The organism is Sinorhizobium chiapasense (assembly GCF_045277575.1).
In the GTDB taxonomy this organism is placed as follows: domain Bacteria; phylum Pseudomonadota; class Alphaproteobacteria; order Rhizobiales; family Rhizobiaceae; genus Ensifer; species Ensifer chiapasense_A.
In genome coordinates this window covers 312,372-328,935 of the sequence record NZ_CP144206.1, presented here as the reverse complement: position 1 = coordinate 328,935, position 16,564 = coordinate 312,372, and the positions used below count along the sequence as shown (strand labels likewise).

General features: G+C 62.1%; 13 protein-coding genes. 8 read left to right on the top strand and 5 right to left on the bottom strand.

Annotated features, from left to right (window positions below; genetic code table 11):
- The 5 genes from yjfF to QM996_RS20430 form a co-directional block, all read right to left on the bottom strand.
- Entirely contained in the window at positions 1-969 is a 969-nt protein-coding gene (gene yjfF / locus QM996_RS20450; RefSeq protein ID WP_334197893.1) for a galactofuranose ABC transporter, permease protein YjfF, read from the bottom strand.
- The gene (locus QM996_RS20445; protein WP_334197892.1) at positions 966-1,991 is read right to left on the bottom strand and encodes an ABC transporter permease; all 1,026 of its coding nucleotides are present in this window, start codon (positions 1,989-1,991) and stop codon (positions 966-968) included. The genes yjfF and QM996_RS20445 overlap by 4 nt, the downstream gene beginning before the upstream one ends.
- Complete coding sequence (ytfR, locus tag QM996_RS20440; protein ID WP_334197891.1) at positions 1,988-3,502, bottom strand: galactofuranose ABC transporter, ATP-binding protein YtfR; 1,515 nt, start codon at positions 3,500-3,502, stop codon at positions 1,988-1,990. Before ytfR ends, QM996_RS20445 begins: the two co-directional genes overlap by 4 nt.
- 137 nt (positions 3,503-3,639) lie before the next feature.
- Positions 3,640-4,602: a galactofuranose ABC transporter, galactofuranose-binding protein YtfQ gene (ytfQ, locus tag QM996_RS20435; protein ID WP_334197890.1), complete on the bottom strand. Its 963-nt coding sequence runs from the start codon at positions 4,600-4,602 to the stop codon at positions 3,640-3,642.
- A gap of 199 nt (positions 4,603-4,801) precedes the next feature.
- Complete coding sequence (locus QM996_RS20430; RefSeq protein WP_334197889.1) at positions 4,802-5,704, bottom strand: EamA family transporter; 903 nt, start codon at positions 5,702-5,704, stop codon at positions 4,802-4,804.
- A gap of 91 nt (positions 5,705-5,795) precedes the next feature.
- On the opposite strand from QM996_RS20430, the gene QM996_RS20425 reads away from it, so the two are divergent.
- From QM996_RS20425 to QM996_RS20390, 8 genes are all read left to right on the top strand, one after another.
- On the top strand, positions 5,796-6,680 hold the full coding sequence (locus QM996_RS20425; protein ID WP_334197888.1) for a LysR family transcriptional regulator: 885 nt from the start codon (positions 5,796-5,798) through the stop codon (positions 6,678-6,680).
- A 142-nt stretch (positions 6,681-6,822) separates the two neighbouring features.
- A complete protein-coding gene (locus QM996_RS20420) occupies positions 6,823-7,845 on the top strand; it encodes a LacI family DNA-binding transcriptional regulator (RefSeq protein ID WP_334197887.1) in 1,023 nt (340 codons plus the stop codon).
- A 112-nt stretch (positions 7,846-7,957) separates the two neighbouring features.
- Positions 7,958-9,226, top strand: a complete 1,269-nt coding sequence (locus tag QM996_RS20415) for an ABC transporter substrate-binding protein (RefSeq protein ID WP_334197886.1) — start codon at positions 7,958-7,960, stop codon at positions 9,224-9,226.
- Between the two features lie 83 nt (positions 9,227-9,309).
- Positions 9,310-10,209, top strand: coding sequence for a carbohydrate ABC transporter permease (locus tag QM996_RS20410; RefSeq protein ID WP_334197885.1), 900 nt, complete (start codon positions 9,310-9,312; stop codon positions 10,207-10,209).
- Positions 10,206-11,027 carry a carbohydrate ABC transporter permease gene (locus tag QM996_RS20405; protein WP_334197884.1) on the top strand — a complete coding sequence of 274 codons (822 nt, stop codon included), beginning with the start codon at positions 10,206-10,208 and terminating at the stop codon, positions 11,025-11,027. Before QM996_RS20410 ends, QM996_RS20405 begins: the two co-directional genes overlap by 4 nt.
- Positions 11,028-11,035: 8 nt before the next feature.
- Complete coding sequence (locus QM996_RS20400; RefSeq protein WP_334197883.1) at positions 11,036-13,300, top strand: glycoside hydrolase family 2 protein; 2,265 nt, start codon at positions 11,036-11,038, stop codon at positions 13,298-13,300.
- Positions 13,297-14,373 carry an ABC transporter ATP-binding protein gene (locus QM996_RS20395; RefSeq protein ID WP_334197882.1) on the top strand — a complete coding sequence of 359 codons (1,077 nt, stop codon included), beginning with the start codon at positions 13,297-13,299 and terminating at the stop codon, positions 14,371-14,373. The genes QM996_RS20400 and QM996_RS20395 overlap by 4 nt, the downstream gene beginning before the upstream one ends.
- 303 nt (positions 14,374-14,676) lie before the next feature.
- Entirely contained in the window at positions 14,677-16,557 is a 1,881-nt protein-coding gene (locus QM996_RS20390; protein ID WP_334197881.1) for a hypothetical protein, read from the top strand.
- Positions 16,558-16,564 lie beyond the last annotated feature (7 nt).

Sequence of the window (16,564 nt, the reverse complement as noted above, 5' to 3'; positions counted from 1 at the left end):
TCACGCCGGCTGTCGGCGATGACGCGAGACGTAGATGATGCCCTTCTGCAAGAGGATGAAAGCAAAGAGCAGAAGGCCGATCAGGATCTTCGTCCACCAGCTCGACAGTGATCCGTCGAAAGTGATGTAGGTCTGGATCAGGCCCTGGATGAGGATGCCGACAAATGTGCCCGCAACGAAACCAGAGCCTCCGGTCAGGAGCGTTCCGCCGATGACGACGGCGGTAATCGCGTCCAGTTCGACGCCGACGGCCGCAAGGGAGTAGCCAGCGGACGTGTAGAGCGAAAAGACGATGCCGGACAACCCGGCGAGCAACCCTGAGAGCGCGTAGATCCTCACGGTCGTTGCCGCAACCGGAACGCCCATGAGCCGCGCCGTCGCCGTACCGCCGCCGAGCGCATAAACATTGGTGCCGAAGCGGGTTCGATGCGCCAGGAGAATGCCGATCGCAAAGACGAGCAGCATCAGCCCGCCGATCAGCGTGATGCGTCCGCCGCCCGGCAGTTTGACGTAGAGTCCTTTCAATGTCGCGTAGAACGGATGCTTGATCGGTATGGAATCGATCGACAGCACGAAGGCCATGCCGCGCGCGAGAAACATGCCCGCAAGCGTGACGATGAAGGCAGGCATCTCCAGATAGTGGATGATCGCGCCCATCGCGGCACCGAAAAGTGTCGCGATTGCGAGGACCATCGCGAAGGCGACGAGCGGGTGGATGCTGCTGTGTTCCAGCACGACAGCCAGGAAAACGCCGGTGAACGCGATGACCGAACCGATGGACAGATCGATGCCGCCCGAGAGGATGACGAAGGTCATCCCGACGGCCGCGATGCCGAGGAAGGCATTGTCGGTCAAAAGGTTTCCAATCACCCGGGTCGACAGGATGTTCGGATACTGCGCGACGCAAAGCGCATAGCCGAGCAGAAAGATAACGAGCGTCGCGATCAGCGGAAGATATTTCGGCTTCATTTTGCAGCTCGCTCGCTTGGTTTGCTCGCACCGCGCGCCGGCACGAGGAAGGCAAAGGCGGTGCGGAACCGCGGCGACTGAAGCACCAGGATGACGACGATGATCGCGGCCTTGATGATCAGGTTGAACTCCGGCGGGAAGCCGGAGAGAAGAATGCCGGTGTTGATCGCCTGGATGATGATCGCGCCGAGCACCGATGCGGCGATGCTGAAGCGTCCGCCGAGCAGCGACGTGCCGCCGACCACGACCGCGAGAATGGCATCGAGCTCGAGCCAGAGCCCGGCATTGTTAGCATCGGCGCCACGAATATCGGCGGCGGCAATGATGCCGGCGATGGCGGCGCAGAGACCGGAAAGAACATAGGCGGCGATCAGCAGGACGGGCGTTAGCACGCCGGACAGCGTACTCGCCTGACGATTGACACCGATCGCTTCGATCAGCATGCCGAGCGCCGTCCGCCTGACGAGCATGGCGATCAGCACCCCGAAGACCAGCCAGATCACGACCGGCATTGGTAGGCCTGCGAAGGAACCGCTGCCGATGAAGATGAGGCCGGGATCATTGAAGGTCAGGATCGCGCCCTCGGTGATGAGCTGGGCAATCCCCCGCCCGGCGACCATGAGGACCAATGTGGCAATGATCGGCTGGATGTCGAGGACTGCCACCAGCACCCCGTTCCAAAGACCGCAAAGCATACCGACGGCAAGCGTGATCAACAGCGTTCCGGCGAGCGAATGGCCGGAGGTGATCGCGGCGGCGGCGGTGGCGCCGCAGATCGCCATCACCGCACCGACCGAGAGATCAATGCCCTTGGTGGCGATGACGATAGTCATGCCGATTGCCAAAAGCACGACGGGCGCGCCGCGATTGAGGATGTCGACGAGGCTGCCATAAAGGCGGCCGTTCTGGATTTCCAGGCTGAGGAAACCGGGAAACACGAGCGAAACCGCCACGACAATGACGGCAAGCGCGATGAGTTGCGGCAGCAACCGGTTCAGATAGAGCCGGAAGAACGACGTCACGACGCCCTCCTTTCATTAGTTGCGGCAATCGCTTCGACGATCTCGTGGGCCGTGACCCGGTTGCCGTCGAGCTCGGCGACATGGGCGCGATCCCGAAGCACGATGACCCGCGTGCTGTAGGCGACCAGTTCCTCGATCTCCGACGAGACGACGATCAGCGACAGCCCCTTCTCGCGCAGCGCCTCGATGAGCTTGACGATCTCCGCATGGGCGCCGACGTCGATGCCGCGCGTGGGCTCGTCGAGGATCAGGAATTCGGGCTCGGTCGCAAGCCAGCGCGCCAGGATCGCCTTCTGCTGGTTGCCGCCGGATAGAAGCTTGATCGGTTTCTCCCGATCGGCGGTGCGGATATCAAGCGCGCGGATGTAGTGGTCCGCCAGCCGGTTCTGTTCCGCCCGCGAGATCGGCCGTGTCCAGCCGCGGCGCGCCTGCAGCGCGAGCACGATGTTCTCGCGCACCGAGAGATCGCCGATGATGCCTGATGTCTTGCGATCCTCCGGGCAGAAGCCGAACCCGTGCCGGATGGCGGCACGCGGCGATGAGAGATCGGCCGCACGGCCGTCGATCTCCGCCTGACCGCTATCGGCAGGGTGGGCGCCGAAGAGCAGCTCCGCTGTTTCCGTACGTCCGGAGCCGAGCAGGCCAGCCATGCCGACAACTTCGCCGGCACGGACATCGAGGTCGAAGGGACGGACGCGACCCTTGCGGCCATAGTTGCGAAACCGGTAGCGCAGCGGCCCTTCCCAGGTTTGCACGCGCGGCGCGTGAATCTCTGCCGCCAGTTCACGGCCGATCATCATCGCGATCAACGCGCGGCGGTCGAGGTTGGCAGTTTCACGGGTTCCGACGAGTTGCCCATTCCTGAGCACCGTTATTCGGTCGGAAATCTCGTAAACCTGTTCAAGGAAGTGGGTGACGAAGACGATGCCGAGCCCGCGGGCCTTGAGGCGCCGGACAATGCGAAAGAGCATCGCCACCTCATGCGCGTCGAGGCTTGCCGTCGGCTCGTCGAGGATCAACACCTTGCCTGAGAGATCGACGGCACGTGCGATGGCAACGACCTGCTGGATCGCCACCGAATAGCTTGCGAGATCGCGGGTGACGTCGATGTCGAGCTCATAGTCGGCGAGCAGCTCCCGCGCACGCCGGTTCATGGCGCCAACGTCGACCATGCCGAAGCGGCGGGGCTGGCGCCCGAGGAAGAGGTTTTCGGCAACCGTCAGATTCGCCAGCAGGTTGACCTCCTGGTAGACCGTACCGACACCGAGCGTCTGGGCCTCGAACGTGTCGCGGGGATCGACCTCCGTACCGTCGAGCAGGATGGCGCCGCCGTCGCGGCGGTAGGCGCCTGTCAGGCATTTGATGAGAGTAGACTTGCCGGCGCCGTTTTCGCCAAGCAGCGCATGAACTTCTCCGCGCCGGAGGTGAAAATCGACCTTGTCGAGGGCCCTTGTACCCGGGAAGGCCTTCTCGATCCGGATCGCCGAAAGAATGTGGTCACTGGTCTGCATCGATACCATCTCCGCGATGCGGGTATCAGTCGGACGAGAAGCACAGCTTGGCCGCAGCAAGCTGCACCTCTTCGGCCGGAAAGTATCTCAGGAAAGGAGCGTGGCCCGCGCGAGAAGGGCGCGGGCCACGGCCGACATCAGTAGCCAAGGCCCTTCTTTTCCTCGTAGACCTTCAGCGGTTCGTCGGCCTGCGTGTAGAGCTTCGATTCCGTCTGGATCCACTTCGGCGGCGCCGTACCGTCCTTCTGGAACGCAGCAAGCGCGTCGAAGGCGGGGCCGGCCATGTTCGGCGTCAGCTCGACCGTGGCATTGGCTTCGCCCGCGGCCATCGCCTGGAAGATATCCGGCACGGCATCGATCGAGACGACAAGGATATCCCTGCCGGGTTTCAGGCCGGCCTCCTTGATCGCCTGGATGGCGCCGACGGCCATGTCGTCGTTGTGTGCGTAGAGTGCGCAGATGTTCTTGCCGCCGTCCTCCGCCTTCAGGAAGCTTTCCATCACTTCCTTGCCTTTGGTGCGGGTGAAGTCGCCGGTCTGGCTGCGGATGATCTTCAGGTTGTCATGTCCGGAAAGGGCCTGTTCAAAGCCCTTCTTGCGGTCGATCGCCGGCGAGGAACCGGTCGTCCCCTGAAGCTCGACGACATTGCAGGGCTTGCCGGCCGTGGTGTCGACGAGCCATTTGCCGGCGACATTACCCTCGTGCACGAGGTCGGAGGTTACCGCGGTCAGATAGAGTTCCTTTGAGGCGTCGACGGTGCGATCGAGCAGGATGACCGGGATTTCCGCGTCTTTGGCTTCCTGCAGCACCTCATCCCAGCCGGTGGCGACGACCGGCGCAAGAAGGATGGCATTCACGCCCTGCGCGATGAAGGAGCGGACTGCCTTGATCTGGTTTTCCTGCTTCTGCTGCGCATCAGCAAATTTGAGGTCGATGCCGCGCTGCTCAGCCTGCTGCTTGGTCAGCGTCGTCTCGGCGGCGCGCCAGCCGGACTCCGAGCCGATCTGCGAAAAGCCGACGACCAGATCGGCCGCGGAAGCGCTGCCGAACGTGCAGGCAGCAAGGATCGTTGCACCCGCAAGTGCCTTGGCGATTTTCATGATTTCCTCCCAAAGAAAGCTGCCTCCAAGCAGCCATCGAGAAAAAATCATATAATATTACTTTTGTAAACGGGCACTTTTCATCTGGCGCGCAAGACGTCGAAGAAATTCATCGGAGGTCGCGGACGGCTGAACGTGGGTCAGCCGTCCTGCCGTAAGCGACAGCGGAATTTTCGCAGGACGAGAAAAACGCCTTCCGCTAGGCTTTCGCCAGCACGGTCCCGGCGGCGCTGGCGAGCATCACGAGTGCGACGCCGAAGACCTGGTTGAGGGACAGCGCCTGCCCAAGGACGATGAAGCCAGCGCAGGCGCCGATAGCCGGCTCCAGGCTCATCAGGATACCGAAGGCCGACGGCCGCATGCGGCGGAGCGCCATGAATTCGAGCGCGTAAGGGAACAGCGGAACCAGAACGGCGAGCCCGGCCGTCACCAGCAGCAGGTCGAAGGAGAAGCCGGATTGCACCTGGCCGACGCCGAACGGCGTTGCGAGGAGTGCTGCAAACAATAGCGAAGCGGCAAGCCCCTCCAATCCCCTGAAGCTCTGGCCGGCATGCTTCATCAGCACGATATAACCGCCCCAGCCGATCGCAGCGCCGAAGGCGAAAAGCAGCCCGCGCGCATCCGCCACCCATGCCTCACCGTCCCAGGAAAGGCACAGCACGCCGGCCGCTGCGATCGCAGGACAAAGCAGGCGCCAACCGCGACCGCCAAATATCGCCGCGACGGTCAAGGGGCCGAGAAACTCGATCGCCACGCCAAGCCCGAGCGGGATCCGTTCGATCGCCGCGAAGAAGCAGAGCGTCATCATCGCCATCGTGGCGCCGAGCGAAAGCGCCGTAAGCCACTGCGACCGCGTGTAACTGAAGAAGCGCGGCCGGACGAGGAGCAGCAGGAATGCGGCCGCCCAAGAAACCCGCAGCCAGGTTGCGCCAAAGGCGCCAAGGCCTTGCATGGCCGGCTTCGAGAGCGCGGCGCCGAACTGCACGCTCGACATGGACAGAAGGCAAAAGGCGATCGCTATAGACACTCGCCCGGCCGAATCGGGCACCGTTGCGGGCCCACTCCAGCCGCTATCTGCCGTTGCCGTTTCCGTATCCGCCATGTCCGTTCTCCTGTTGGGCTTGAATGGACATAGCAACTTCGACACAATAATGAACTCTAATAGTTGTGATATCTCTATAAGGGATCGTTATATGCATGATCTGGACATCGGCCTGTTGCGGGCCTTCGTCGTCACCGCCGAATGCGGCAGTGTCAGCGGTGCCGCCCAGCGGCTGGCGCGGACCCAGGCCGCCGTCAGCATGCAATTGCGCCGGCTGGAGGACGATCTTGGCGCCAGGTTGTTGAACCGCAGCACAAGGGGCATGAACCTCACCGAAGCCGGGCATGTGCTGCTTCCCTACGCCCAGAAAATGCTGGGCTTGAGTACGGGCGCAAGGACGGCGCTTGCCGGCCGATCGGTCCACGGCCCGATCCGCTTCGGCATGATCGAGGACATCGCCGTCGGCTCGCTGCCAAGGGCACTGCAGCGCTTCGCCGAATGTCATCCAAACGTGGCGCTCGAGCTAACGGTCGCCGAAAGCACCGTGCTGTCGGAGAAACTGGCGCAGGGAGAGCTCGATGTCGCGGTCGGCGACCCCGCTCTCATCCATGGCCGGCCGATCCTCGCCTGGCGACTACCGCTCCGCTGGGTCGCCGCGCGTGGTTTCGCGATGCCAGATGCAGGTCCCCTGCCGCTCGTCACCTTCGACGGGATCTGCACCTGGAGGCAAAAGATGATCGAAGCGCTGAACGGTGGCAAAAGGCCCTGGCGCACGGTGTTGACGAGCGCCAGCCTCGCCTCGATCCAGTCGATGATCGAAGCCGGCCTTGGCATTGCGGTTCTGCTGGATCTCAACATCCGCCCAAACACGATGAAGATCCTTGGCGCCAATGAAGGCTTGCCGCCGGCGCCGGTGATCGAGCTCGGCCTCTTCGCGGCCGACGACCAGGGTCTGTCGTCGCAGCCCGTTGCAGTGCTGTGGGAATTCCTCTCCGATGAGCTTCAGGCAGAAGCCCTGGCAACGGCTCAATCTTAGCCATCGCAAATGCGTTCCGATCCCAGAACGAAATACGGCCCCGGCGCAACCCAGAGATTGAAAATCTCAAAGCAAAATTTTACTAAATAAAGATTGCGCCGTGCCCGAAACCGGGCCGGAGGCGGCAGGCAGGAAGCAGGACATGGTCACAATCAAGGAAATCGCTTCGGCTGTCGGGGTCTCATCGGCAACGGTTTCGCGGGTGTTGAACTACGATCCGACGCTTTCGATCTCCACGAAAAAGCGTCAGGCGATCATCGAAACGGCCGAGGCGCTGAACTACGCGACGCCACGCAATCGCGGCCGCGGCGCCGGCCCGATGCAGGGCCTGAAGTTCGCACTGGTGCATTTCCTTCAACCCGCCCAGGAACTGATCGATCCCTATTATGTCGGCGTCCGGCTCGGGATCGAAAACCGCTGCCAGTCGCTGAAAATCGAGGTGGTCAAAGTCTTCCACAACGGCAACCTGCCGGAGGCGGCGATCCTCCAGGGCGCCAGCGGCGTCGTTGCCGTCGGTCACCACTACGGCGAAGAGGTTCACTGGCTGCGGCGCCACAGCCGCCACCTGGTCTTTGCGGACTTCGCGCCTGACGACGACATCGACGACAGCGTGATGAGCGATGTCTCCGTGGCAATGAATCGCCTGCTGCAAGGCGTTCACGGCATGGGTTACCGCCGCATCGGCTTCCTCGGCTGGATCGACGCCTTTCGCGACAAGGACGACATCCATTCCGAACGCCGCTGCCGCGCCTTCGTCAACTGGATGACGAAAGCAGGGCTTTACGACCCGGACCTCTGCATGGTCGAGAAGCTGACGCCGGACAGCGGCTACACGTTGGCAAAGGCCATGCTGTCGAAACCCAATCGGCCTGAGATCCTGATCACCTGCAACGACAACATGGCGATCGGCGCCTATCGCGCAATTCACGAGATGGGCTTGAAGATTCCGGAGGATGTCGCCGTGGCAAGCTTCAACGACATTCCGGTCGCGCAGTTTCTCGGCCCGCCGCTTTCGACGGTCAAGATACCGGCGGAAATCATCGGCGAAACGGCCGTCGACCTGCTGGTCGAGCGGCTTTCGGGACGCGACGTCGCCAAGAAGGTGCTGCTCGGAACGGAGATCGTCTGGCGTGGCAGCACCGCCGCCGGAAGCGCGACCGCATAAAAATGGCCTAGTAAAAATTTACTGAAATATTGCCTTCTTCAGAGTTTTACGAAATACTCCGCGCCGAGACACGGAGGAACGTCTCGGGGAACGAAAATCGAGGGAGGAAATAATGGACATGCGTACCTATCTGCCGCGCTTTGCCGCCGTCGCGCTCGCGGGCGCCAGCCTGTTGGCGGTGACTTCAGCGCAAGCCAAGGAAATCACGGTCTGGTGCTGGGATCCGAACTTCAACGTCGCGATCATGAAGGAGGCCGGCGCGCGCTATACCAAGTCGCATCCTGACGTCACCTTCAACATCGTCGATTTCGCCAAGGCCGACGTCGAACAGAAGCTGCAGACCGGTCTCTCGTCCGGTACGGCGGATGCGCTTCCCGATATCGTGCTGATCGAAGACTACGGCGCGCAGAAATATCTTCAATCTTTCCCCGGCGCCTTCGCGCCACTCTCCGGCACGGTCGATTATTCCGGCTTCGCTCCCTACAAGGTCGAGCTGATGACGCTGGATGGCCAGGTCTACGGCATGCCCTTCGATTCCGGCGTAACCGGCCTCTATTATCGCAAGGACTATCTGGAGCAGGCCGGGTTCAAGCCCGAGGACATGCAGGATCTCACCTGGGATCGCTTCATCGAGATCGGCCAGCAGGTCGAAGCAAAGACCGGCAAGAAGATGATGGGTCTCGACCCGACCGACGCCGGCGTCGTCCGCATCATCATGCAATCGGCCGGGCAATGGTATTTCGACAAGGAAGGCAAGGCGAACATCACCGGCAACGCCGCACTGAAGGCCGCGCTGGAGACGGTCGGCAAGATCATGTCGGCCAACATCTACAAGCCGGCCGCCGGCTGGTCCGACTGGGTCGGCACCTTCACCTCGGGTGATGTCGCAACCGTCATCACCGGCGTCTGGATCACCGGCACCGTCAAGGCGCAGCCGGATCAATCGGGCAAATGGGGCGTGGCACCGATCCCGGCCCTTTCGATCGATGGGGCGACGCATGCCTCGAACCTTGGTGGATCGAGCTGGTACGTGCTTGAAAGCTCGGCCGAGAAGGCCGAAGCGATCGATTTCCTCAACGCGGTCTACGCCAAGGACGTCGATTTCTACCAGACGATCCTGCAGGACCGCGGCGCCGTCGGCTCGCTGCTTGCCGCTCGCGGCGGGGCCGCCTATCGCGAGGCCGATGCCTTCTTTGGCGGCGAAAAGGTCTGGCAGAACTTCTCCGACTGGCTCGCGAAGGTCCCCTCGGTCAACTACGGCATCTTCACCAACGAGGCCGACACCGCCGTCACCGCGCAACTGCCCGCCCTGTCGCAGGGAACGCCTGTCGACGAGGTCCTGAAGGCGATTGACGCCGAGGTCAGCGCGCAGGTCCAGTAATCGCCACAGCGATTATCTGCACTACTCCTGGCCGCGGCGAACGAGCTGCGGCCAACGGTTCCTGCTATCCCATGAGGATGATGATGGCTCTCGCACGTCGCGGCGGCATCGGCCGATACTACAACGTCAATGGCTGGCTCTTCGTCACGCCGGCGCTCGGGCTGATCGCCCTTTTCATGATCTATCCGATCCTCTGGTCGCTCTGGATGTCGTTCCAGTCCGGCCGTGGCATGATGCTGAAATTCGCCGGATTCGCCAACATCGTCCGCCTCTGGAACGATCCGGTTTTCATCAAGGCCCTCACCAACACGATGACCTATTTTGTCGTGCAGGTGCCGATCATGATCCTCCTGGCGCTGATCCTGGCGTCATTGCTCAACAATCCGAGGCTCGTTGGCCGCGGCTTCTTCCGCACCGCCATCTTCCTGCCCTGCGTCACCTCGCTCGTCGCCTATTCGGTGCTCTTCAAGGGCATGTTCGCACTCGACGGCATCGTCAATTCGACGCTTGAGGCGATCGGCCTCATCGCTTCGCCGATCCCGTGGCTGACGCATCCCTTCTGGGCCAAGGTGCTCGTCATCATCGCCATCACCTGGCGCTGGACCGGCTACAACATGATCTTCTACCTCGCGGCGATGCAGAACATCGACAAGTCGATCTACGAGGTGGCGCGCATCGATGGGGTGCCTGCCTGGGCGCGATTCACCCACATCACCATTCCACTGTTGAAGCCCGTCATCCTGTTCACCACGGTCATTTCGACGATCGGCACGATCCAGCTCTTCGACGAGGTCTACAACCTCACCGAGGGCAAGGGCGGACCGTCCAACGCGACGCTGACCTTGTCGCTCTACATCTACAACCTGACCTTCCGCTTCATGCCGAATTTCGGTTACGCGGCGACGGTCTCCTATGTGATCGTCGTCCTCGTCGCCCTGCTTGCCTCTCTTCAGTTCTTTGCAGCCCGGGAGCGCGACCGATGAACAACGGATCCGCACGTATCGCCGGCGCCATCGTCACCTACGGCTTCGTCGGGCTGATGGCCTTTCTCTCGATCTTCCCCTTCGTCTGGATGCTGCTTGGCGCCACCAATTCGTCGATCGACATCATCAAGGGCAAGATGTTGCCGGGCAGTGCGCTTGCCACCAATATCAGCACCTTCTTCACCCAGGTGAACGCGCCGCTGGTCTTCTGGAATTCGGCCAAGATCGCCATTCTTGCGACAGCGCTGACGCTCGCCGTCTCGTCGCTTGCCGGCTACGGTTTCGAGATGTTCCGCTCGCGCCACCGAGACCGGATCTACAGCGCTCTTCTGCTGACGATGATGATCCCGTTTGCGGCGTTGATGATCCCGCTCTTCATCATGATGGGCAAGGCCGGGCTCATCAACACGCACATTGCCGTGGTGCTGCCGTCGATCGCGTCGGCCTTCATCGTCTTCTATTTCCGCCAATGCACCAAGGCGTTCCCGTCGGAGCTTCGCGACGCAGCCAAGGTCGACGGGCTGAAGGAATGGCAGATCTTCCTCTATATCTACGTGCCGGTGATGCGCTCGACCTATGCGGCGGCCCTCATCATCGTCTTCATGACGGCGTGGAACAACTATCTCTGGCCGCTGATCGTGCTGCAGTCGAACGAGACGAAGACGATCACGCTCGTCATCTCCTCGCTCGCCTCCGCCTACTACCCCGACTACGGCGTCGTGATGGTCGGCACCATTCTCGCGACGCTTCCCACGCTCGCGGTCTTCTTCTTCATGCAACGCCAATTCGTCCAGGGAATGCTGGGCTCAGTCAAATAGGAATGATCATGCGTTCTGTTACCTCTTTCAACGACACCTGGGTCTTTTCCGAAGGCTTCGCCGCCACGCAAACCGGCCGCCTGCAGACGGGCAAGCCCATCAGCCTACCGCACAATGCGGTGGAACTGCCGTTCAACTATTTCGACGAGGCCTCCTATCAACGCACCTTCACCTATCAGAAGGTGCTTGCCTGGCGTCGCGAGTTCCATGGCCGCGAAGTCTCGCTCGTCTTCGACGCGGCCATGGCGGACGCCGTCGTCTACCTCAACGGCGAAGAAATCGTCGCCCACAAGGACGGCTATACGCCCTTCGAGGCGCGGCTGACGGACAGGTTGCGGGAGGGAGACAACCTGATCACGGTCAAGATCGACGGCAGCGAGAACCCGGAGACCCCGCCGTTCGGCGGCCGCATCGACTATCTCACCTATGCCGGCATCTATCGCGACGTGTGGCTGAAGGTCACCGACGCGGTTTCGGTCGCCAATATCAAGATCGAGACCCGTGCCGTGCTCGCTGATGATAAGTCTGTCACGGTCCGCTGCGATCTCGCCAATCCGCAAGGCTTGACCTTCGCCGGTACAATCACGGCGCTGCTCAAGAACGCCAACGGCAAGGTTTTGGCGGAAGCCGTCACCGAAACCCGTGGTGACAGCGTCACGCTGGAGATGACCGGCCTCACCGGACTTTCGCTCTGGGATATCGACGATCCGGTCCTCTATGAAATCGAAGTCCAACTGCGCAGCGATCGCGGCAGCGACCGCCACTCCTCGCGCTTCGGTTTCCGCACGGCGGAGTTCACCACGGATGGATTCAAGCTCAACGGCCGGCCGCTCAAGATCCGTGGCCTCAACCGCCATCAGGCCTTCCCCTATGTCGGCTATGCCATGGGCCGCACGGCACAGGAGCGCGATGCGGAGATGCTGAAGAACTCACTGCATTGCAATCTGGTGCGGACCTCGCACTACCCGCAGTCCAAATGGTTCCTCGACCATTGCGACCGCATCGGCCTGCTGGTGTTCGAGGAAATCCCCGGCTGGCAGCATATCGGCGGCGAGGCGTGGAAACAGGAGGCGATTCTGAACGTCCGCCGCATGATCGAGCGCGACTGGAACCATCCTTCGATCATCATCTGGGGCGTGCGCATCAATGAATCGCAGGACTCGCATGACTTCTATGTCGAAACCAACCGGCTGGCCCGCGCGCTCGACCCGACGCGGCAGACGGGCGGCGTGCGCTACATCACCGACAGCGAGTTCCTCGAAGACGTATACACCATGAACGACTTCATTCTCGGCAACGAGGAGCTGCCGGGGGCAAACCGCCCGCGCACGGCGCTGCGCCCGCAGCAGGAATGCACCGGGCTTAATCGCAAGGTGCCCTATCTCATCACCGAATTCGGCGGCCACATGTTTCCGACGAAGATCTACGACCAGGAGCAGCGTCAGGCCGAGCACGTGCGCCGGCATCTGGAGGTGCTGAACGCCGCCCACGGCGACCCAAGCATTTCCGGCGCCATCGGCTGGTGCATGTTCGACTACAACACCCACAAGGACTTCGGCTCCGGCGACCGGATCTGCTATCACGGTGTCATGGACATGTTCCGCCAGCCGAAATTCGCGGCCTATGTCTATGCCAGCCAGTGCGAACCGTCGGAGGAAGTGGTGATGAAGCCGGTCACCTTCTGGGCGCGCGGCGAGCGCAATATCGGCGGCGTGCTGCCCTTGATCGTGCTCACCAATTGCGACGAGGTCGAGCTGAGATACGGCTCGCTGGTGAAGCGCGTCGGTCCGGACCGGGAGAACTTCCCGCATCTGCCGCATCCGCCCGTCGTCATCGACCATCGCCACTTCACCAAGGACGAACTTGGCGTCTGGGGCATGAAGTGGGAAGATGCCGCTTTCACCGGCTTCATCGACGGCAAGGCCGTCGCCAGCCTCCGCATGGTCGCCGATCCGGTGCCGACGACGCTGGAGGTCGTCGCCGACAGCACGACGCTGAGAGCCGAAGGGCGTGACAGCGTCCGAGTGATCGTGCGTGCGCTAGATCAGGCCCGCAACGTGCTGCCGTTCCTCAACGATGCGGTCGACGTCACCGTCACCGGGCCGGCCCGCCTGCTCGGGCCCGAACGCCTCGTCTTCCAGGGCGGCTCGACCGGTTTCTGGATGGAGACGACGGGGACTGCCGGCGGCATCGCGGTCGCGGTGGCCTCGACACGACTTGGGTCGGCAAGACTGGAACTTTCGGCAATCGCCAACGAGGCAGCGGCTGCATGAGCGAGCTCCAACTCAACGACGTCAGAAAATCCTATGGCGGCTTCGAAGTCATCAAGGGGGTCGACCTCGACATCAAGTCCGGTGAGTTCGTCGTTTTCGTCGGACCGTCCGGCTGCGGCAAGTCGACCTTGCTCAGGATGATTGCCGGCCTCGAAGAGATCACATCAGGCGATCTTACAATCGACGGCGCACGGATGAATGATGTCGATCCCTCGAAGCGCGGCATCGCCATGGTGTTCCAGTCCTATGCGCTCTATCCGCATATGACTGTGAGGGAAAACATGGGCTTCGCACTGCGTTTTGCCGGGGTCCCGAAGGCTGAGATCGAACAACGCGTCGGCGAGGCGGCGAATATTCTCGAACTCGGACCGCTGCTCGACCGCAAGCCGAAGCAGCTTTCCGGCGGCCAGCGCCAGCGCGTGGCGATCGGCCGGGCGATCGTGCGGCATCCGAAGATCTTTCTCTTCGACGAGCCGCTTTCCAATCTCGACGCGGAACTGCGCGTGCACATGCGCATCGAGATCGCCAGGCTGCACAAGAAGCTGGCGACCACGATCATCTACGTCACCCACGATCAGGTCGAGGCGATGACGCTCGCCGACAAGATCGTCGTCATGCGCGGCGGCGTGGTCGAGCAGGTCGGTTCACCCCTCGATCTCTATGACGATCCCGCCAATCTCTTCGTCGCCGGCTTCATTGGTTCGCCGAAGATGAATTTCCTGAAGGGGATCGTCGAAGCGGGCGCCGGCGGGGAAAAACACGTCCGTCTGCCGGATTTCGGCGATGCGACGCTTCCGGTTACCGCGAAGGACGCCGCACCCGGCAGCACCGTGACGATCGGTATCCGGCCCGAGCATTTCGGCGAAAGTGGCGCGGCCCATCTCACTCTGACGATTGACATGCTGGAGCATCTCGGCGGCGAGACCTTTGCCTATGCTCGCCACGGCGACGGTGAGTTGATCGTCATCGAAACGAAGAACGGCCGCAGCCTAAAATCCGGCGACAGCATCGCCGCCCACTTCGACCCGGCCGTCGCGTTGGTGTTCGACGCTGACGGCCGACGCCTGCGCTAGCGTATCCGTGCGTTCGGATGAACGTACAAAGGATGCTCCAGGCTCCGACTGGAATGGGCGCATTCACTGCGCCCATTGGCGCCCGTCGATCACCAGCCGTACCGCGATAGAACATGGCGTGCGCCTTCTGGTGCAAATCTGTGGTATCGACTGGCATCAAACGCCCTTGCCCGCCTGAGTCGTTTGCATGCAGCACCAGACCGAACGACGGATAATGATTGTGCGCCCCGATCGCAGCCATATCGACGTCGACTGCCAGCCAATAGCTGTCGACGTCAGCCGTGCATTCTGCCGGCGGTCCGCATGACCGACCCGAGCGATCAGCCGATACGTGTGCTGCTGCTGCGGCTGGCGCTCAACCTTGCATTCCTCGTCGTGCCTTTCGTGATCCCGCTCTATCTGCCGTTGCCGTTTGCTGTCGCCTATTGGGCCGGCGCCATGGCCGCCGAGTGGATCGAAGATCGCACCTTTGGAAAGGTCGACCATACCTTCGTATGGATGCTCGGCGGTTGCTTCGGCCTGAGCTATGCCGTTGCAATGCTGATGGCCGGAACGGTGGCATCCGTGCTCGCCGGCGTTGCCTGCTTCCTGTTCCTCCTTTGGCTGCAAAGCCTCTGGGAAAAACGCACAGGCATGCGGATCAAGCGGACACCGGAGCCTCCCACCGCTGACGCAGAGCCTATCGCGCGCAGCGACAATAGCGCCTGGGGCCGTCCGGTTCCGGTCACGCCCGAGGGAGAGAGCCTGCGCGTGCTTGCCTGTCATGAGATCGCCATGGGCGGCCCGGTAATCTGCGACTACCTTTTCCCCGATGGCAGCGTCATTCTCGGGGCGGGTTCTTCGACCGGCTTCTCGGCGGATGGGCAATACTTCGTTTCGCCGAGCCCCTCCCGTGGGCAATGGGGGCTGCTGATCTACGATCGCCGCAGCCATATCCTATACCGCTGCGACGATGTGACAGCATTCTGGGAGATCGACCTCGTCACCGAAACGACGATAACCGGTCGCCACAGCCCGATCACCTCGAACCGGACCTACACCGCCCAGATCGCCGAACTGATCGCCAGCGCCGAAAAGGAACAGATGGTGACGGTCGCTGATCTTAAGATCCCCGCAAAAGACTGGGCCTACATATGCGACCGCAACGGAGCCTCTCTGCCAGCCGGCCCGGCGGGAGCCCCTGGCATCACCAGCATTGCCTATCTGCCCGACAGCCTGATGGCGCTCGAAGCGCCGCTGGACCCACTCTATCACCCGATGGCCGAACTCGTCGTCGATGGCGTGGCGAGTGGGCTGCTCGTCTCGACGAGCTACCTGGATTTCGTCTGGCGGGACGATGCAAATGCGTTCGCCTGCCTCGCAAACCGAAAGAACCACCGCGACGAGAGCGGTTACTGGTCCTGGGACACAGCGAACGGATGGCGGGAGATCGCGAGAGGGCACGACATCGGCGCGAGCCGCCCCTATGCCAGCCGTGACGGCCTCACCGCCCTCGGTCTGGCTCACCTGGTGGTTACATGGACGCTGGCTCAGCCGGAACTTGGTTATGGCCGGTTCGGGCGGCTCAACAGCTATGCGCATGCGCCGCTGGAGATCGATGGCCGGACCTATCTACAGCCGGTCATTCATCAGTGCCTGCCGCTTGTCGAAGGCGACGGCACCACGGAATCAATCGAGAGCGCGCCGCTGAATAACGGGGAGCCTGTTCGGTGGCATTTTCTGCGCACGGATACCGATCTGTCCCGCGATGTCTTCACCTGTACCTTCGACGGCCAGGCCCTTGTGGGCGAATGGCTGCTCGACCATAGGATTTCAGCCACAGGGGATTTCATCGCTCTGGTCGCCTATGCGGCCCCGCCGGAGGTCCCCCACCGGATCGCCGTGCTCGATGGTGGAACCGGCATGCTGGCGTGGATCGAAGAGAGCCTTTACGATCCTCAGCTTCAGGGATTTGCCGAGGACACGCTTCATTTCGTTCATCTCGTCGGCCGCATCGACGATGGGCCGACGGGGCCCGCGTATCTGTCGGCAGATGAGGCGCCGCAGAACCTCGATGAAGCCGTCCCGCCCTCAGCGGAAGCGCGCGCCTTTATGGACCACCGCGACGGTTCCGCCATTCACTATCGGCAATCGGCAGCTACTCTCCGCAACGGCGCATGGCGGTTGCGGAGCAACAAGCTGTAGGCCGATC